The organism is Pseudomonas sp. GD03875 (assembly GCF_029840585.1).
GTDB lineage: Bacteria > Pseudomonadota > Gammaproteobacteria > Pseudomonadales > Pseudomonadaceae > Aquipseudomonas > Aquipseudomonas paralcaligenes.
This window is the reverse complement of sequence record NZ_JAOCCV010000040.1, coordinates 1-18,627: the sequence shown is the minus strand read 5'-3', so window position 1 is coordinate 18,627 and position 18,627 is coordinate 1. Positions and strand designations below refer to the sequence as shown.

At 68.9% G+C, this 18,627-nt stretch carries 16 protein-coding genes; 10 read left to right on the top strand and 6 right to left on the bottom strand.

The features are described from left to right. Positions 1 to 23 precede the first annotated feature (23 nt). Genes N5D30_RS23420 through N5D30_RS23405 form a run of 4 tightly spaced genes read left to right on the top strand, consistent with a single transcriptional unit; the run spans position 24 to position 3,653 of the window. A complete protein-coding gene (locus tag N5D30_RS23420) occupies positions 24 to 578 on the top strand; it encodes a GNAT family protein (protein ID WP_279910926.1) in 555 nt (184 codons plus the stop codon). Continuing rightward, entirely contained in the window at positions 568 to 2,175 is a 1,608-nt protein-coding gene (locus N5D30_RS23415) for a SagB/ThcOx family dehydrogenase (protein ID WP_279910925.1), read from the top strand. Before N5D30_RS23420 ends, N5D30_RS23415 begins: the two co-directional genes overlap by 11 nt. Before the next feature lie 3 nt (positions 2,176 to 2,178). Continuing rightward, positions 2,179 to 3,048: an acyl-CoA thioesterase II gene (gene tesB, locus N5D30_RS23410; protein ID WP_220814609.1), complete on the top strand. Its 870-nt coding sequence runs from the start codon at positions 2,179 to 2,181 to the stop codon at positions 3,046 to 3,048. Next, positions 3,045 to 3,653, top strand: coding sequence for an HAD family hydrolase (locus N5D30_RS23405; RefSeq protein ID WP_279905631.1), 609 nt, complete (start codon positions 3,045 to 3,047; stop codon positions 3,651 to 3,653). Before tesB ends, N5D30_RS23405 begins: the two co-directional genes overlap by 4 nt. On the opposite strand, the gene N5D30_RS23400 is transcribed toward N5D30_RS23405, so the two are convergent. Beyond that, a complete protein-coding gene (locus N5D30_RS23400) occupies positions 3,647 to 5,476 on the bottom strand; it encodes a long-chain-acyl-CoA synthetase (RefSeq protein WP_279910924.1) in 1,830 nt (609 codons plus the stop codon). The two genes, N5D30_RS23405 and N5D30_RS23400, sit on opposite strands and share 7 nt — an antisense overlap. Positions 5,477 to 5,629: 153 nt before the next feature. On the opposite strand from N5D30_RS23400, the gene N5D30_RS23395 reads away from it, so the two are divergent. Further along, complete coding sequence (locus N5D30_RS23395) at positions 5,630 to 6,646, top strand: AraC family transcriptional regulator (RefSeq protein WP_279910923.1); 1,017 nt, start codon at positions 5,630 to 5,632, stop codon at positions 6,644 to 6,646. 15 nt (positions 6,647 to 6,661) lie between these two features. Here the strand turns inward: N5D30_RS23395 and N5D30_RS23390 are convergent, their stop codons facing one another. Both N5D30_RS23390 and N5D30_RS23385 read right to left on the bottom strand, forming a co-directional pair. Beyond that, a complete protein-coding gene (locus tag N5D30_RS23390; protein ID WP_279910922.1) occupies positions 6,662 to 7,534 on the bottom strand; it encodes a zinc metallopeptidase in 873 nt (290 codons plus the stop codon). Positions 7,535 to 7,602: 68 nt separating this feature from the next. Beyond that, positions 7,603 to 8,034, bottom strand: coding sequence for a DUF411 domain-containing protein (locus N5D30_RS23385; protein WP_279910921.1), 432 nt, complete (start codon positions 8,032 to 8,034; stop codon positions 7,603 to 7,605). Between the two features lie 128 nt (positions 8,035 to 8,162). Between N5D30_RS23385 and N5D30_RS23380 the strand changes: the two genes are divergently transcribed. Further along, on the top strand, positions 8,163 to 8,552 hold the full coding sequence (locus tag N5D30_RS23380; RefSeq protein ID WP_279910920.1) for a DUF4345 family protein: 390 nt from the start codon (positions 8,163 to 8,165) through the stop codon (positions 8,550 to 8,552). Here the strand turns inward: N5D30_RS23380 and N5D30_RS23375 are convergent. Then, entirely contained in the window at positions 8,538 to 9,173 is a 636-nt protein-coding gene (locus N5D30_RS23375) for a TetR family transcriptional regulator (protein ID WP_279910919.1), read from the bottom strand. The genes N5D30_RS23380 and N5D30_RS23375 overlap by 15 nt on opposite strands. Positions 9,174 to 9,336: 163 nt before the next feature. Here N5D30_RS23375 and N5D30_RS23370 point away from each other — a divergent pair, with 163 nt between their 5' ends. Genes N5D30_RS23370 through N5D30_RS23360 form a run of 3 tightly spaced genes read left to right on the top strand, consistent with a single transcriptional unit; the run spans position 9,337 to position 15,060 of the window. Further along, a complete protein-coding gene (locus N5D30_RS23370; protein ID WP_279910918.1) occupies positions 9,337 to 10,479 on the top strand; it encodes an efflux RND transporter periplasmic adaptor subunit in 1,143 nt (380 codons plus the stop codon). A gap of 10 nt (positions 10,480 to 10,489) precedes the next feature. Next, the gene (locus tag N5D30_RS23365) at positions 10,490 to 13,627 is read left to right on the top strand and encodes an efflux RND transporter permease subunit (RefSeq protein WP_279910917.1); all 3,138 of its coding nucleotides are present in this window, start codon (positions 10,490 to 10,492) and stop codon (positions 13,625 to 13,627) included. Next, positions 13,624 to 15,060: an AdeC/AdeK/OprM family multidrug efflux complex outer membrane factor gene (locus tag N5D30_RS23360; protein WP_279910916.1), complete on the top strand. Its 1,437-nt coding sequence runs from the start codon at positions 13,624 to 13,626 to the stop codon at positions 15,058 to 15,060. Before N5D30_RS23365 ends, N5D30_RS23360 begins: the two co-directional genes overlap by 4 nt. A gap of 443 nt (positions 15,061 to 15,503) precedes the next feature. Here the strand turns inward: N5D30_RS23360 and trmA are convergent, their stop codons facing one another. Then, the gene (gene trmA, locus N5D30_RS23355; protein ID WP_279910915.1) at positions 15,504 to 16,589 is read right to left on the bottom strand and encodes a tRNA (uridine(54)-C5)-methyltransferase TrmA; all 1,086 of its coding nucleotides are present in this window, start codon (positions 16,587 to 16,589) and stop codon (positions 15,504 to 15,506) included. After that, positions 16,586 to 17,884 carry an NCS2 family permease gene (locus N5D30_RS23350; RefSeq protein ID WP_279905645.1) on the bottom strand — a complete coding sequence of 433 codons (1,299 nt, stop codon included), beginning with the start codon at positions 17,882 to 17,884 and terminating at the stop codon, positions 16,586 to 16,588. Before N5D30_RS23350 ends, trmA begins: the two co-directional genes overlap by 4 nt. Positions 17,885 to 18,078: 194 nt before the next feature. Here N5D30_RS23350 and N5D30_RS23345 point away from each other — a divergent pair. Then, positions 18,079 to 18,627 (top strand): DJ-1 family glyoxalase III (locus tag N5D30_RS23345; RefSeq protein ID WP_279910914.1); only part of this gene is annotated, 549 nt, incomplete at its 3' end.

Sequence of the window (18,627 nt, the reverse complement as noted above, 5' to 3'; positions counted from 1 at the left end):
ACTCATGAAGGCGAGCCCAGTATATGACCACGACCCTGACCAGCGAGCGCCTGACCCTGCGGCCCTGGCGCGACGACGATCTCGATGCCTTGGCCGCGCTGTGCGCCGACCCCGAGGTGATGGCGCATTTCCCCGCGACCCTGGACCGAGTCGGCAGCGCCGATCTGCTGCGGCGGCTGCAGGCGCATCAGACCGAGCACGGCTTCACCTTCTGGTGCCTGGAGCGGCGCGAGGATGGTGCCTTCGTCGGTTTCACCGGCCTGGCGCGGGTCGGCTTCGACGCGCCCTTCGTGCCGGCGGTGGAGATCGGCTGGCGCCTGGCCCGGCCCTTCTGGGGCCAGGGCCATGCCCTGGAGGCGGCGCGGCGCTCTCTGGACTTCGCGTTCGACGAATTGGAGCTGGCGCAGGTAGTGTCCTTCACCGTGCCGGCCAACCGGCGCTCCTGGGGGCTGATGGAGCGCCTCGGCATGCGCCGCGATCCCGCCGACGACTTCGAGCATCCGGGCCTGCCGGCGGGTCATCCGCTGCGCCCGCACCTGCTCTACCGGCTGGACCGGGAGGACTGGCATGGACGCTGAGCGACAGGTACGCGCCTATCACGCGCTGAGCAAGCATCGGCCGGAGGGCTACGCGCCCGGCCCCGGCCAACTGGACTGGGCGATCCAGCCGGCGCCGTTCCGCCGCTATGCCGGCAGCCGCCTGGTCGAGCTGTGGCAGCGCCCGCTGGAAGAGACGCCTGGCTATGACGCGCCCTTCGCCGGCCCCATCGGCGAGCCGCGACCCGTGAGCCGCGCCAGCCTCTCGCAGCTGCTGTACGACAGCCTGGCGCTGTCCGCCTGGAAGGAGGCCGGCGGCAATCGCTGGGCGCTGCGGGTCAATCCGTCGTCCGGCAACCTGCATCCGACCGAGGCCTATCTGTTGTTGCCGCCTGGCGCGATCGAGGGGCAGGGGCTGCTGGCGCACTATGCACCAGACGCCCACGCCCTGGAGGTACGCGCCGAGTTGCCGCCGGCGCTGGGCGAGCAGTTATCCGCCGCCTTGCCGGCCGGCGGCTTTCTGCTCGGTCTGGCCAGCATTCCCTGGCGCGAGGCCTGGAAATACGGCGAGCGCGCCTACCGCTACTGCCAGCACGACCTGGGCCATGCCCTGGCCTGCCTGGCCATCGCCGCTGCCGTGCAGGACTGGCAGGTGCGACTGCTGCGCGGGGTGGCCGAGGCGCGCCTGGACGGGCTGCTGGGGCTGGATCGCCAGGGTTTCCACGAGGCCGAGCAGGGTGACTGCCTGTTGTGGGTCGGCCCCGCACAGGCGCGGGAGCCCGTTCTGCCTGAGGCATTGCTGCGGGAGCTGGCGGCACTGGAGACGAGCGGCGCGCCCAATCGCCTGTCGCGCCAGTACCGTGACTGGCCGGAGCTGGCCCGGGTGCACGCACTGTGTCGTGCCCCCGCATTGCCCCGTGGGGACTGGCAGGCGCGGGCCGGCCGGAACGAGGATGCAAACCCCGGTCTGCCGCTGCGCCCGATCCTGCACCGGCGGCGCAGCGCCCAGGCCTTCGACGGTCGTACCGGCATCCAGACCGAGCTGCTGTTCGCCTGGCTGCAGCGCCTGCTGCCGGCGAACTCGCCGGTGCCCTTCGCGGTGACCGGCGAGCCGCCACGGGTCGATCTGCTGCTGTTCGTCCATCGGGTCCAGGGCCTGGAGCCCGGGCTCTACTGGCTGGCCCGTTGCGATGGCGATCCTCAGCCGGATGGCCTGCGTGCGGACTTCACCTGGCAGCGCGCGCACCCCGAGCTGCCGCTGTACCGCCTGCTGGAGGGCGATGCCCGCGGGCTGGCCGGTTTCCTCGCCTGCGGCCAGGACATTGCCAGCGACGGCTGCGTCGCCCTGGCCATGCTGGCGCGTTTCGACGCGGCGCTGGACGAGGGTGCCTGGCGCTACCCGCGGCTTTACTGGGAGTGCGGGCAGATCGGCCAGTTGCTGTACCTGGAGGCCGAGGCGGCGGGGCTGTCGGGCACCGGCATCGGCTGCTTCTTCGACGATCAGGTGCACGAATTGTTGGAACTGGCCGACAGCCGCTGGCAAAGCCTTTACCATTTCACCATCGGTCGCGCGGTCTGGGACGAGCGCCTGTCCAGCGCGCCGGCCTATAACGAATTGCGTGTGCCGCCCGAGGAGTGACGAATGAGCCAAGTGCTGGATGATCTGGTAGCCCTGTTGAGCATGGAGCCGATCGAGGAAAACCTGTTCCGCGGGCGCAGCCAGGACCTGGGCTTCCGCCAGCTGTTCGGCGGCCAGGTGCTCGGCCAGAGCGTGTCCGCCGCCTGCCAGACGGTGGAGGAGGCGCGCCACGTGCACTCGCTGCATGGCTACTTCCTGCGCCCCGGCGACGCCAGCCTGCCGGTGGTGTACAGCGTCGACCGGGTGCGCGACGGCGGCAGCTTCAGTACCCGCCGGGTCACGGCGATCCAGAAGGGCCAGCCGATCTTTTTCTGCTCCGCCTCGTTCCAGGCCGACGAGGAAGGCTTCCACCACCAGTTGCAGATGCCGGACGTGCCGGGCCCCGAGGACTTGCCCTCGGAGACCGACAACGCGCGCCAGGTGGCGCACCTGATTCCCGAGCGCATGCGCGAGCGGATGGTCAGCGAGAAGCCCATCGAGATCCGCCCGGTGACGCGCATCAACCCCTTCGCCCCGGAGCCCGCCGAGCCGGTCAAGTACGTGTGGTTCCGTGCCGCCGGCGAACTGCCGGCCGAGCCGCAGCTGCACAAGCTGCTGCTGGCCTATGCCAGCGACTTCAACCTGTTGACCACCTCGCTGCTGCCCCACGGCGTGTCGGTGTTCCAGAAGTTCATGCAGGTGGCCAGCCTCGACCATGCCCTGTGGTTCCACGGCGACCTGCGCATGGACGACTGGCTGCTGTACGCCATGGACAGCCCCTGGGCCGGCAATGCCCGCGGCTTCGCCCGCGCCAGCATCTTCAGCCGCGACGGCCGGCTGGTGGCGTCGTCCTGCCAGGAGGGCCTGATCCGCCAGCGCGAGGACTGGAAGTGACGGCGCGGGTGTCGCCCGCCCTGCGCCATCGGCGCCACTGGGTGTTCGACATGGACGGCACCCTGACCGTGGCCGTCCACGACTTCCCGGCCATCAAGCGGGCGCTGGGCATTCCCCAGGAGGAAGACATCCTCCATCACCTGGCCGCGCTGCCGGAAGCCGAGGCTCAGGCCAAGCACGCCTGGCTGCTGGAGCACGAGCGCGAACTGGCGATCGGTTCGGTGGCGGCGCCCGGCGCGGTGGCGCTGGTGCGCGGGCTGCACGAGCGCGGCTGCCGGCTCGGCATCCTCACCCGCAACGCCCATGAACTGGCCCTGCTGACCCTGGCTGCCATCGGCCTCGGCGACTGCTTCGACAGCGCCGACGTGGTCGGCCGCGGCGAGGCGCCGCCCAAGCCCGACCCGGCCGGCCTGCTGCACCTGGCGCAGCGCTGGGCCGTGGCGCCCGACGCGCTGGTGATGGTCGGCGACTACCGTTTCGACCTGGACTGTGCCCGCGCCGCCGGCGCCCATGGGGTGCTGGTCAACCTGCCGGAGAACCCCTGGCCGGAGCTGGCCGACGGCTTCGCTCCGGACTGCCGGGCGCTGCTCGACCAGCTTCAGTAGCGATAGGCCCCGCCCTGGATGGCCGCGTGCAGCGCGCCATCCACCGGCACGTAGCTGTCCGTGCCGGGCAGCCAGGCGTACAGCGGGTCGGCGCAGCGGGTCGGATCGAAGCCCTGTTCCTTGAGCGGCGCCTTCTTGTGCTTGAAGGTGCCGGTGGTCTCCATCTTCTCGCTCAGGCGCAGGAACAGCGGCACCGCGTAGTGCGGCAGCTCGCGGCGCAGTTCGGCGAGCAGGCCGCGGAAGTCGAAGTCAGCCGGGACACGGTCCAGGCGGATACAGGCCATCCCGGCGCGGCCGTTGGTGCCGGCGATCTCCACGCCATAGACCACCGCCTCGCCGACCCCGTCGATGCCGTCCAGCACGGCCTCCACCTCGGTGGTGGAAACGTTCTCGCCCTTCCAGCGGAAGGTGTCACCCAGGCGGTCGACGAACTGGGCGTGGCGCCAGCCCTGGTGCAGCATCAGGTCGCCGGTGTTGAACCAGGCGTCGCCCGGTCGGAACACGTCGCGCAGGATGCAGCTCTCGGTCTTGGCCGGGTCGGTGTAGCCGTGGAAGGGCGTCTTCTCGGTGATCTCGCCGATCAGCAGGCCGGCCTCGCCGGGCTTCACCCGTTGCAGGCGGCCATGGGCATCGCGCATGGGCGCCTCGCTGTCGCGGTCGTAGCGGACGATGGCGTAGGGGTAGGGGGTGAAGCCCACGGTGTGGTCCAGGTTGAGCAGGTTGGTGAAGCCGATGTTGCCCTCGCTGGAGGCGTAGAACTCGACCACCTGGCGAATGCCGAAGCGCTGCTTGAAGGCGCTCCAGATGGCCGGGCGCATGCCGTTGCCGACCATGATGCGCAGCGGGTTGTCGGCGTCGTCGGGGCTGGCCGGGCGCTCCAGCAGGTAGCGGCACAGCTCGCCGACGTAGCCGAAGGCGGTGGCGCCATGCTGGCGCACTTCGTCGAGGAAGCGGCTGGCGCTGAAGCGCCGCACCATGATCAGCGCCGCCTGGCCGGACAGCGCCGAGCCCCAGCACACCACCATGGCGGTGGCGTGGTAGAAGGGCAGGCTGCAGTACAGGCGGTCGTCGCGGCCGAGGCGCACGGCGCCGTGGCCGAAGATGCCGTAGCCCTTGAGGAAGCGCCCGTGGTTGAACACCACGGCCTTGGGCAGGCCGGTGGTGCCGGAGGTGTAGATGTAGAAGCAGGGGTCTTCGGCCTGTACCGGACGCGTCAGCGGCGGCGCCGTGTCCGGCTGTGCGGCCAGTTCGGCGGCCGGGTGGTGCCAGCCGGCCGGGGCCTGGCCCGGGTCGCGCCAGGTGGGCCGGTCGGCGAAGTAGTAGCCGGCGTCCGCCGGCAGGTGCAGCTGCTCCCGCACCTCGTCGAAGGCTTCCCGCAGCTCCTCGCCGACCAGGGCGATGCGTGGCTTCACCAGGTTGATGCTATGGGCCAGCACCTGGCCGCGCTGGCTGCCGTTGACCAGCGCGGCGACCACGCCGAGCTTGGCGCAGGCGACGACGCAGGCCAGCAGCTCCAGGCGGTTTTCCAGCATCAGCACGGCGCAGTCGCCCTGGGCCAGTCCGTCGGCGCGCAGGCGGTGGGCCAGGCGGTTGGCCCACTGGTCGAACTCCCGGTAGGTCAGCCGCTCGTCGCCCTGGATCAGGGCGATGCCCTCGGGGTTGCCATGGGCGGCCTGTTCCACGCACTCGGCCAGGCCGCCGACGGCATTGCCGCGGGCGCGGCTGGCGAGGCGCAGGCCATGGACGATGCCGGGCAGGCCGGAGAGCAGGTAGGGCAGCCGGGACAGCAGGCGTGGCAAGGTGAGAACGGCGGATGGGTTCATGGGGAGTTTCCTGCGCTGTTGTTGTTATTGGCCCGCAATCTACGCAAGGCGACGCCGGCCTGTTGATAGCCTCAGGTCGCAAGGGACTGGCAATTCGTCTCAGTGACGACGCACAATCGACCACCTCCGCTGCCGGAAAGGGACCTGCCGATCATGCTGGATCACGCCCCGAGCGCCACGGCCTCATTGTTGCTCGACCTGTACCAGAGCCTGCGCCAGCTGCAACTGGCGGAGCCGGCCGATCTCGCCGGGCTGGGCCTGGCGCCGGAGCGGCCGCTGACCCTGGAGGCGCGCATCCCGGTGGCCTGGCTGCTGCGCCTGTGGCAACTGGCGGCCGAGCGTGGCGCGCCGGCCGATATCGGCCTGCTGCTCGGCCAGCGGCGTGGCCTGGGGACACGAGGCCCGGTGGCCAACCTGGCGGCCATGAGCGCCACCATCGGCGAGGCGCTGGACCTGTTCAGCCGACACAGCCCGGTGATGAGCGAATGCGAGAACCTGCGGGTGGAGCGCGAGGCGGAGCGGGTGCGCATCGCTTTCCTGTTCACCGCGCCGCTGGCCGATCATCCCCCGGCCTGCGAATACAGCCTGAGTTCGGCGCTGTGCTGGGGCCGGCAGATGAGTGGCGTGCGCCTGTTGCCGTTGCGGGTGGGGTTTCGCCATGCGCCACTGGCCGCGCAGGCCAGCTACCGCCGGGTGCTCGGTTGCCCGGTGCGTTTCAGCGAGCCGCTGGACTACATCGAGATGACGGCCGCCGACCTGCAACTCCCCCTGATCGGCGGCAACGACTACCTCAAGAGCCTGTTGCAGCAGCGCGTCAGCGACATGCAGGCGCAGCTGCCGAGCCACCACAGCCTGCGCCAGCGGGTGCTGCAGCTGATCGAACTGGGTCTGATCGACGGGGCCTTCTCGGTGGAGGCGGTGGCGCGGCGCCTGGGGACCAGCCGGCAGACCCTGCATCGCCACCTGTGCACCGAGGGCTGCAGTTTCTCCGGGCTGCTCGCCGAGGTGCGCCGCGAGCATGCGCTGCGCCGCCTGCGCCAGGCGGACTGCCGGGTGGAGCTGCTCAGCCGCGAACTGGGCTTCGCCGAACCGAGCGCCTTCTACAAGGCGTTCAAGGGCTGGTTCGGCGTGTCGCCCAAGGCCTACCGGCAAACCCCGCAGGGCGGGTGAAACCCGCGTATCGCTCTACAGCTTGGTCGCGGCGAAGGTGTCGCAGCGCCCCGGCTGGCCGCTCTCGAAGCCGGTCTTGAACCAGCGCATGCGCTGCGCCGAGGTGCCGTGGGTGAAGGAGTCCGGCACCACGGTGCCGCGGGACTGCTTCTGCAGACGGTCGTCGCCGATGGCGTTGGCGGCGTTCAGCGCCTCTTCCAGGTCGCCCGGCTCCAGCCAGTCCAGGCGCTGCTGGGCATGGTGCGCCCAGACGCCGGCCAGGCAGTCCGCCTGCAGCTCCTGGCGCACCAGCAGGCCGTTGTCGCCTTCCAGCCGCTGGCCGCGCTGGCGCGCCGCGTTGACTTTGGCCGAGACGCCGAGCAGGGTCTGCACATGGTGGCCGACCTCATGGGCGATCACGTAGGCCTGGGCGAAGTCGCCGGCGGCGGAGAAGCGGGTCTCCATCTCGCGGAAGAACGACAGGTCGAGGTAGACCTGACGGTCGCCGGGGCAGTAGAAGGGGCCGACCGCGGCGTCGGCGAAGCCGCAGGCCGAGCGCACGCCACCGCTGAACAGTACGAGCTTGGGGTCCTGGTACTGCTTGCCGGAGGCCTGGAACAGAGCGCGCCAGGTGTCCTCGGTATCGCCCAGCACGGCGCGCACGAACTCGCTCTGCTGGTCGTTGGCCGCCGGGGCGCTCTGCTCCTGCACCGGGGCGCCCTGCTGCATGCCCTGGTTGACCACGTTGCCGAGGATGGTCAGCGGGTCCTGGCCCATCAGCAGGCCGACCACCACCACGATGGCGATACCGCCCAGGCTCAGGCCCTTGCCGCCGCCGAAGCGCATGCCGCCGCTGCGGCCACGGGCGTCCACCACGTTGTCGCTGCGTCTTCCTCTTTCCCAGCGCATGGCCGCGCTCCTTCAGTCTGTCGGGAGTGATAGTGTCGCCGTCTCGGCGGGAGCGCGCCAGTCCGCGATCACTCGGCGGGATAGTTGGCCAGCACCTGCTCCTTGCCGTCCCGGTCCAGGCCGATCACCTGATAGGCGTGCTGCATGCCGGTCTCCATGCCCGGCGAGCCGTGGGGCATGCCCGGCACGGCGGCGCCGAGCAGGTCGGGACGGCCTTGCAGGGCGAGGATGTCGCGGGCCGGTACGTGGCCCTCGACGAACTTGCCGTCGATCACGCCGGTGTGGCAGGAAGCCAGGCGTGGCGGCACGCCGAGGCGCTGCTTGACCGCGCTCATGTCGTCCTCGACGTGGTCGTTGACCTTGATGCCGTTCTCTTCCAGATGGCTGATCCAGGCCTTGCAGCAGCCGCAGTTGACGTCGCGGTGGACGTCCATGGTGATGGGCTCGGCGGCCTGGCTGGCGGTAGCGAACAGGAGGGCGGCGAGAGGCAGGAGACGCATGGCGGATTCCTCGGCGGAGTGGATGGGCGGCAGGATAGCGCTGCCGCTTCGACAGTCCCACATCGTGACTGTTTCCGCCTGCGACGATGCGTCCTATGCTCGCGGGACACCCTCCGAGGAGACCGCCGATGCTGCCCGCTCGCATACTGTTGGCCGTCCAGGCCCTGCTACTGGCCGGTATCGGCCTGGCCTACTTCATCCGTCCGCAGGAGATGGCCAACCTCAGCGGCATGCTGCTGATGGAGCCGGCCGCCGTCACCGATGTCCGCGCCTACTACGGCGGCCTGCAGCTGGGCCTGGCGGTGTGGATGGTGCTGGCGCTGCTGCGCGCCGACCTGCTGCGCCCCGCGCTGATGCTGTTGGTGCTGCTCTACGCCAGTCTGCTGGTCGCCCGCCTGGGCGGCCTGGCGCTCGACGGCGGTGCGCAGCAAACCTTCAACCTCTACGCGATGCTGTTCGAGGGCGTTTCGGCCGGGCTGGCGTTCTGGCTGTTGCGCCGCCGCTCAGGCGCGGCGTAGGGCGTGGCTGCAGCGCAGCATGTCGAGCAGGGCGTCGACCAGCATCGGCGCCTGCTCGGCCATCGAGTCCCCGCCCGAGGCCAGCAGCCAGTTGGCCTGCAGGCCGTGGATGTAGCCGTGCAGGCAGAGGGTGGCGCGGCGGCAGTCCAGCTCGGCGGGCAACTGGCCCTTGCTGACCGCGTTGCGTAACGACTTCTCGATACGCTCGTCGCATTCGATGTGCAGCGCCTGCATCTTCTGCCGCAGGTCGCCGAGATCGTCGGTGTACTCGCACTTGTGTTGCAGTATCTCCTGGATGCGCCGGCTCTGCGGGTCCAGTTCGACGTTGCGCAGCAGGCGCACCAGCAGTTCGCGGGTGTGCCCGAGGGGGTTGGGCTCGTCCTCGCGTTCGCTGGCCTGGGCCAGTTCCTCCAGCGGCAGATGCAGGCGCTCGAGCATGGCCTGGAACAGGTCGACCTTGTTCTGGAAGTGCCAGTAGATGGCGCCGCGGGTCACCCCCGCGCCGCTGGCGATGTCCGCCAGCGAGGTGCGCGAGACGCCGCGCTCATGGAACAGGTGTTCGGCGGCGTCGAGTATGCGCTGGCGGGTTTCTTCGGCTTCCTCTTTGGTGCGTCGGGCCATGGCGTCTGAGTAAAGATCGAGAAAAGTTACGAATGCGATGGGGTTCGCTCATTTACAAACATTCTAGTATGTAAGTATATTTGTTAGCCAGCTAAACGTTATTCCTTCCCCGCGCCCGGTCTTCTCATGACCGAGCCGTCTCCATGACATGAGGTCGATTCAGATGCAGAAGAAGCCAGCCTTCACAGCTATGGTTTCCGCCGTCGCTCTGGCTACGTTGGTGCTTACCGGCTGCCAGGAAAGCGCCCCGCCGCCCGCCGCGGAAACGCCCAGGGTGGGCGTCGTCACCCTGCAGGCCCAGCCGTATACCCTGACCACCGAGCTGCCGGGGCGCACCAGCGCTTACCGCATCGCCGAGGTGCGTCCACAGGTCGACGGCATCATCCAGAAGCGCCTGTTCGCCGAGGGCTCCGAGGTCAAGGTCGGGCAGCAGCTGTACCAGATCGACCCGTCCGTCTATCAGGCGAGCTACAAGAGCGCCCAGGCCACCCTGGCCTCGACCCAGTCGCTGGCCGAGCGCTACAAGGACCTGGTCAGCGACCAGGCGGTGAGCAAGCAGGCCTACGACGAGGCCCAGGCCGCGCGCCTGCAGGCCGAGGCGGCGCTGGAGCGGGCGCGCATCGACCTGCGCTACACCAAGGTGCTGGCACCGATTTCCGGCCGCGTCGGCCGTTCCGCCGTCACCGAGGGCGCGCTGGTCAACAACGGCCAGAGCACGGCGCTGGCCACCATCCAGCAGCTCGACCCGATCTACGTGGACGTGACCCAGGCCACCAAGGACCTGCTGCGCCTGCGCCGCGACCTGGAGAGCGGCAAGCTGCAGAAGGCCGGCGAGAACGCCGCCAAGGTCAAGCTGACTCTGGAGGACGGCAGCGCCTACGCCCATGAGGGCACCCTGGAGTTCTCCGAGGTCTCGGTGGACGAGGGCACCGGCTCGGTGACCCTGCGCGCGGTGTTCCCCAACCCCGACCATCTGCTGCTGCCGGGCATGTTCGTCCACGCCCAGCTCGGCTCTGCGGTCAACCAGCAGGCCATCCTCGCTCCGCAGCAGGGCGTGACCCGCGACCCGAAGGGCCAGGCCACCGCGCTGGTGGTGGGCGAAGGCAACAAGGTTGAGCTGCGCAAGCTGCAGGCCGAGCGCACCGCTGGTAACCGCTGGCTGGTGAGCGAGGGCCTGAAGCCGGGTGACAAGCTGATCACCGAGGGTCTGCAGTTCATCAAGCCGGGCGACGAAGTGATCCCTGAAGAAGCCACCAACGTCGCCGGCGACAAGCCGAAGTCGGACGACCTGGTCCAGAGCCGCTAAGGAGCGAACGATGTCGAAGTTCTTCATCGACAGGCCCATCTTCGCCTGGGTGATCGCCCTGGTGATCATGCTGGCCGGCGGCTTGTCCATCCTCAAGCTGCCCATCAACCAGTACCCGAGCATCGCGCCGCCGGCCGTCGGCATCCAGGTGTCCTACCCGGGCGCCTCGGCGCAGACCGTGCAGGACACCGTGGTGCAGGTGATCGAGCAGCAGCTCAACGGCATCGACGGCCTGCGCTACGTCAGTTCGTCGAGCAACTCCGACGGCAGCATGGAAATCACCGTGACCTTCGAGCAGGGGGTCAACCCCGACATCGCCCAGGTCCAGGTGCAGAACAAGCTGCAGCTCGCCACCCCGCTGTTGCCGCAGGAGGTCCAGCAGCAGGGCATCCGCGTGACCAAGTCGGTGCGCAACTTCCTGCTGGTGATCGGCGTGGTCTCCCGCGACGGCAGCATGACCCGCGAGGACCTGTCCAACTACATCGTCTCCAACCTGCAGGACCCGATCTCGCGGACCAAGGGTGTGGGCGACTTTCAGGTGTTCGGCGCCCAGTACGCGATGCGCATCTGGCTCGACCCGGCCAAGCTGAACAACTTCCAGCTGACCCCGGTGGACGTGCGCAGCGCCATCCAGGCGCAGAACGTGCAGATTTCCTCCGGCCAGTTCGGCGGCTTGCCGGCCGCGCCGGGCAACCAGCTCAACGCCACCATCATCGGCAAGACCCGCCTGCAGACGCCGGAGGAATTCCGCAACATCCTGCTCAAGGTCAACCGCGACGGTTCCCAGGTGCGCCTGGGCGACGTGGCCAAGGTCGAGCTGGGTGGCGAAAACTACGCGATCAACGCCCAGTACAACGGCATGCCTGCCTCCGGCCTGGCGATCAAGCTGGCCACCGGCGCCAACGCCCTCGACACCGCCAAGGCGGTGCGCGAGACCATCTCCAACCTGGAGCCGTTCTTCCCGGCGGGCATGGAAGTGGTCTTCCCCTACGACACCACGCCGGTGATCTCGGCCTCCATCGAGGGGGTGGTGCACACCCTGTTCGAGGCCATCGTGCTGGTGTTCCTGGTGATGTTCCTGTTCCTGCAGAACCTGCGGGCGACCATCATCCCCACCCTGGCGGTGCCGGTGGTGCTGCTCGGCACCTTCGGCGTGCTGTCGGCCTTCGGCTTCTCGATCAACACCCTGACCATGTTCGCCATGGTGCTGGCCATCGGCCTGCTGGTGGACGACGCCATCGTGGTGGTGGAGAACGTCGAACGGGTGATGCGCGAGGATGGGTTGTCGCCCAGGGAGGCGACGCGCAAGTCCATGGGGCAGATCCAGGGCGCCCTGATCGGTATCGCCCTGGTGCTGTCGGCGGTATTCCTGCCGATGGCCTTCTTCGGCGGTTCCACCGGGGTGATCTACCGGCAGTTCTCCATCACCATCGTCTCGGCCATGAGCCTGTCGGTGCTGGTGGCGCTGATCTTCACCCCCGCGCTGTGCGCCACCCTGCTCAAGCCCATCGACGGCGACCACCACGAGGCCAAGCGCGGCTTCTTCGGCTGGTTCAACCGCGTCTTCGACCGTGGCAGCAACGCCTATCAGCGCGGCGTCGGCGGCATGCTCAAGCGCAAGGCGCCGTACCTGCTGCTGTACCTGGTGATCGTCGGCATCATGATCTGGATGTTCACCCGCATCCCCACCGCCTTCCTCCCCGAGGAAGACCAGGGCGTGCTGTTCGCCCAGGTGCAGACCCCGGCCGGTTCCAGCGCCGAGCGTACCCAGGCGGTGGTCGACGACATGCGCCAGTACCTGCTCGAGGACGAGGCCAGCACGGTCAAGTCGGTGTTCACCGTTACCGGCTTCAACTTCGCCGGTCGCGGCCAGAGTTCGGGCATGGCCTTCATCATGCTCAAGCCCTGGGGTGACCGCCCCGGCGAGGAAAACGGCGTGGCTGCCCTGGCGCATCGCGCGCAGCAGCACTTCTTCAGCTTCCGCGACGCCATGGTGTTCGCCTTCGCCCCGCCGGCGGTGATGGAGCTGGGCAACGCCACCGGCTTCAACCTGTTCCTGCAGGACCAGGCCGGCGTCGGCCACGAAGTGCTCAACCAGGCGCGGGACAAGTTCCTGCAACTGGCCAACGAGCACCCGGTGCTCGACAGCGTGCGCGCCAACGGCCTGTACGACGAGCCGCAGTACCAGCTGCTGATCGACGACGAGCGCGCGCGGGCCCTCGGCCTGTCCCTGGCGGACATCAACAGCACCCTGTCGATCTCCTGGGGCGCCAGCTACGTCAACGACTTCATCGACCGCGGCCGGGTGAAGAAGGTGTACCTGCAGGGTGCGCCCGATTCGCGCATGAGCCCGGAAGACCTGAACAAGTGGTACGTGCGCAACGACCAGGGCCAGATGGTGCCGTTCAGCGCCTTCGCCAGCGGCGAGTGGACCTATGGCCCGCCCAAGCTGGCGCGCTACAACGGCGTGTCGGCGGTGGAGATCCTCGGCGCCCCGGCGCCCGGCTACAGCTCGGGTGACGCCATGGTCGCGGTGGAGGAAATCGCCCGGCAGATGCCGGAAGGCGTCGGCTACGCCTGGACCGGCCTGTCCTACGAGGAACGCCTATCCGGCGCCCAGGCCCCGGCGCTGTACGCCATATCGCTGCTGGTGGTGTTCCTCTGCCTGGCGGCGCTGTACGAGAGCTGGTCGGTGCCGTTCTCGGTGATGCTGGTGGTGCCGCTGGGGATCATCGGCGCGCTGCTGTTCACCAGTCTGCGTGGCCTGTCCAACGACGTGTTCTTCCAGGTCGGCCTGCTCACCACCATCGGCCTGTCGGCGCGCAACGCGATCCTCATCGTCGAGTTCGCCAAGGCCCAGTACGAGCAGGGCATGAGCCTGGTCGACGCGGCCATCGAGGCCTGCCGCATGCGTCTGCGGCCGATCGTGATGACCTCGCTGGCGTTCATCCTCGGCGTGCTGCCGCTGGCCATCGCCAGCGGCGCCGGCGCCGGCAGCAAGCACGCCATCGGCACCGGGGTGATCGGCGGCATGCTCAGCGCCCTGATCCTGGCGATCTTCTGGATTCCGCTGTTCTACGTGCTGGTCTGCTCGCTGTTCGAGAAGAAGCGGGCCGAACCGGCCACCGAGAAGGAGGCCCTGCAGTGAGGCATTCCCTGTTGACCCTGGCAGTGGCCGTCGCGCTCGGCGGCTGCAGCCTGATCCCCGACTACCAGCGCCCCGCGGCGCCGGTAGCCGCCGACTGGCCGCAAGGCGAGGCCTACACCGCCAGCGGCGCCGCGCAGACCGATACCGCTGCGGCGGACCTGGGCTGGCGCGAGTTCTTCCGCGACCCGGCGCTGCAACGCCTGGTGGAAGTGGCCCTGGCCAACAACCGCGACCTGCGCATCGCCGCGCTGAACGTGGAGGCCTACCGCGCCCAGCACCGCATCCAGCGTTCGGAGCTGTTCCCGACCATCTCCGCCAGCGGCAGCGGCACCCGCCAGCGGCTGCCGGGCGACCTGTCGCAGACCGGCGAGGCCACCACCGGCGGCCAGTACAGCGCCACCGTCGGCACCAGCGCCTGGGAGATCGACTTCTTCGGCCGCCTACGCAGCCTCAGCGAGCAGGCCCTGGAGCAGTACTTCGCCACCGAGGAAGCGCAGCGCAGCGCGCAGATCGCCCTGGTGGCCAGCGTCGCCAACGCCTGGCTGACCCTGCAGGCCGACCAGGAACTGCTGCAGCTGACCCGCGACACCCTGGACACCTACCGCAAGAGCTACGCCCTCACCGAGCGCAGCTTCAACGTCGGAGTGGCCGATGCGCTGTCGCTGAGCCAGGCGCGCACCGCGGTGCAGAGCGCCGAGGCCAGCCTGGCCCAGTACAGCCGCCTGGTCGCCCAGGACCGCAACGCCCTGGCGATGCTGCTGGGCGGCGCGGCGGAAGTCCCCGCCGGCCTGCCGCTGAACGACGACCTGCTGGCCGAGGTGCCGGCCGGGCTGCCGTCCGAACTGCTGCAGCGCCGCCCGGACCTGCGCCAGGCCGAGCACTCGCTGAAGGCGGCCAACGCCAGCATCGGCGCCGCACGCGCGGCGTTCTTCCCGTCCATCAGCCTGACCGCCAACGCCGGCACCGCCAGCAGCGAGCTGTCCGGCCTGTTCGACGGTGGCTCCGGCACCTGGCTGTTCCAGCCGCAGATCAACCTGCCGATCTTCACGGCCGGCCGGCTGCGCGCCAGCCTGGACTACGCCGAAGTGCAGAAGGACATCCAGGTGGCCCAGTACGAGAAGTCGATCCAAGTCGCCTTCCAGGAAGTGGCCGACGGCCTGGCCGCGCGTACCACCTATGAGCAGCAGCTCACCGCCCAGAGTGCCCTGGTCGATACCAGCGAGGAGTATTACCGCCTCGCCGAGCGCCGCTTCCGCACCGGAGTGGACAGCTACCTGACCGTGCTCGATGCCCAGCGCCAGCTGTTCAGCGCACGTCAGCAACTGATCGGCGACCGCCTCAACCAGCTCACCAGCGAGGTCAACCTGTACAAGGCCCTCGGCGGCGGCTGGAACGAGCGGACCAGCCTGGCCTCTGCGCCGGCAGCGGACTGAGTCTGGGTGTCGGTACGTCCGTAGGTGGCGGTTGAGCGTAGCGAAGCCCGACACGGGGCCCGCGCGGCCCAACCGTTGGGCTTCTCTGCTCCTCAACCCAACCACGCCCTGCAACGAAAAAGCCCCGGCATGCCGGGGCTTTTTTATGGCTATGTCTCCGTTGCGTGTTGCAGACGCTACAGCTGCCCTGAGGAAGCCTGTCTGGGAGCCGGTAGGGTGGTTGGGCCACAGACCGTAACCCACTAGAGCAATTGATCGCGCCACCGTCGGTGGATTACGCCGGCAAGCGGCTACCCACCCTAAGTGCTGCGCGGTCAAGCGCCTCTATCTGAACGCTGCAGCTGCCTGCCCCTGGATTCCCGCCTGCGCGGGAATGACGGTTTCGGAAGAAACTCCCCCCCTACCTCGTCATCCCCGCGCAGGCGGGAATCCAGGCGCTTCCATCAGCGCCGTACCAGCAATACGCCGCTTTCCATATGGTGCGTCCACGGAAACTGGTCAAACAGCGCACAACGCTCGATGCGGTGGGTATCGTTCAGCTGGGCAATGTTGGCGGCCAGGGTCTCCGGGTTGCAGGAGATGTACAGGATGCGGTCGAAGCGCTGGGTCAGTTCGCAGGTGTCCGGGTCCATGCCGGCGCGCGGCGGATCGACGAACACGCAGCCGAAGTCGTAGGCCTTCAGGTCTATGCCGGCCAGTCGGCGGAACGGGCGCACCTCGTTGAGGGCCTGGGTCAGCTCCTCGGCGGACAGGCGCACCAGCTCGATGTTGTCGATGCCGTTGTCGGCCAGGTTGGCCAGGGCGGCATTCACCGAGGTCTTGCTGATCTCGGTGGCCAGCACCTTCCTGACCCGGGTGGACAGCGGCAGGGTGAAGTTGCCGTTGCCGCAGTACAGCTCCAGCAGGTCGTCGTCGCGCTGGCCCAGGGCATCGTAGGCCCACTGCAGCATCTTCTGGCACACCGTGCCGTTGGGCTGGGTGAACGCGCCCTCCGGCTGGCGGTAGCGGAAGGCGCGGCCGGCCACCGTCATCTCTTCCTCGACGTAGTCCTTGCCGATCACCAGGCGCTGGCCGCGCGAGCGGCCGACCAGGCTGACGCCCAGGTCCGCCGCCAGGCGCTCGGCCTCGGCCTGCCACGCGGCGTCCAGCGGGCGGTGGTAGCACAGGGTGATCAGCGCGTCGCCGGCCAGGGTGGTGAGGAACTCGGCCTGGAACAGCTTGAACGACAGCGTGCGGCTCGCCTGCCAGGCGGCCTTGAGCCGGGGCATCAGCGTGTTGATGCGGGCGCTGGCGATGGGGAACTCGTCGATCAGGATCGGCGTGTGCTTGTCGCCGGCCTCGAACATCGCGTAGTGGCGCTCTTCCTGCTCGCGCCACAGGCGGAACTCGGCGCGCAGCCGGTAGTGCTCGCGCGGCGAGTCGAACACCTGCGGCTCCGGCGCGACGAAGGGCGCCAGCAGCTCGCGCAGGCACGCGACCTTCTCGTCCAGCTGGGCGGCGTAGGCCGCGTCGTCGCGCACCTGGATCATGCGCTGGCGCCGAAGGCGAACTTGACCACGAAGATCGCGGCGAGGATCACCAGGGCCGGGTTCAGGTCGCGGAAACGGCCGGCCAGCGCCTTGATCAGCACCCAGGCGATGAAGCCGAAGGCGATGCCGTTGGCGATGGAGAAGGTCAGCGGCATGGCCAGGGCGGTGATCACCACCGGCGCGGCGACGGTGATGTCTTCCCAGTCAATCTCGGCCAGGCCGGAGGTCATCAGCACGGCGACGAACAGCAGCGCCGGCGCGGTGGCGAAGGCGGGTACGGTGCCGGCCAGCGGGGCGAAGAACAGCGCCAGCAGGAACAGCACGGCGACCACGATGGCGGTCAGGCCGGTGCGGCCGCCGGCGGCCACGCCCGAGGCGGACTCGATATAGCTGGTGGTGGTGCTGGTGCCGAGCAGCGAGCCGCCCATGGCGGCGGTGCTGTCGGCGATCAGGGCGCGGCCCATCTTCGGCAGGTGGCCGTCCTTGCTCATCAGGCCGGCGCGCTTGGCCACGCCGATCAGGGTGCCGGTGTTGTCGAACAGGTCGACGAACAGGAAGGCGAAGATCACGCTGATCATGCCCACTTCGAAGGCCCCGGCGATGTCCAGCTGGAGGAAGGTCGGCGCCAGCGACGGCGGCATCGACACCACGCCGCCGAACGGAGTCACGCCCAGGGCGATGGCGAGGGCGGTGATCGCGAGGATGCCGATCATCACCGCGCCGGTCACACGGCGGGCCTCCAGGGCGACGATCAGGAAGAAGCCGAGCACGGCCAGCAGCGGGCCGGGGGCGGTCAGGTCGCCGAGGCCGACCAGGGTGGCCGGGTTATCCACCACCAGGCCGGCCTCCTTCAGCGCGATCAGCGCGAGGAACAGGCCGATGCCGGCGGCGATGGCCGAGCGCAGCGGTAGCGGGATGCTGTTCACGATCCACTCGCGGATGCGGAAGATCGACAGCAGGAAGAACAGGGTGGCGGAGATGAACACCGCGCCCAGCGCGGTCTGCCAGGTGTAACCCATGTGCAGCACCACGGTGTAGGTGAAGAAGGCGTTGAGGCCCATGCCGGGCGCCAGGGCGATCGGGTAGTTGGCGATCAGGCCCATCACCGCCGAGCCGATGGCCGCGGCCAGGCAGGTGGCGACGAACACGGCGCCCTTGTCCATGCCGGTTTCGCCGAGGATCGCCGGGTTGACGAACAGGATGTACGCCATGGTCAGGAAGGTGGTCAGGCCGGCGAGAATCTCGGTGCGCACGTTGGTGTCGTGCGCCTTGAGTTGGAACAGCTTTTCCAGCATGGTGGGGCTCCCGTGGGGCTGGTGCGGCAACGATTTGCGGACTGCGAAAGCAAAGCACAAAGGCTGCCAGCTCGAAGAAGAACGAGCGCAGATTCGGCCGGGTCCGGAAAAGCCGCGCACTATACCAGCTCACCCCCGAGCGGTGAATTTATGACCGGACGGACAGTATCGGTTTCGTCCGAGGGAAGAGACAGATGACCCGTCGCGCCCTGATCGCCGTTGCCGACGGCGTGGAAGACATCGAGACCATCACCCTGATCGACGTGCTGCGCCGTGCCGAGGTGGAAACCGTGGTCGCCAGCATCGAGGAGCGCCGCATGTTCACCTGCGCCCGTGGCACCCGGGTGACCGCCGACGCCATGCTGGTGGACGTGCTGGCCCAGGAGTTCGACCTGATCGTGCTGCCCGGCGGCCTGCCGGGCGCCCAGCACCTGGCCGATCACGAGCCGCTGGCCGACAAGGTGCGCGAGCAGGCCGGTGCGGGTCGGCTATTCGCCGCCATCTGCGCCGCCCCGGCGCTGGCCTTGCAGGGCTACGGTGTGCTCAGGCAGCGGCGCATGACCTGCTACCCGGCGATGAGCGACCGCCTGTCCGGCTGCACCTTCGTCGACCAGCCGGTGGTGGTGGACGGCAACTGCATCACCAGCCAGGGGCCGGCCACCGCGCTGGAGTTCGCCCTGACCCTGGTCGAACAAATGCTTGGCAAGGCCCGGCGCAAAGCCGTGGCCGAGGCGATGCTGGTG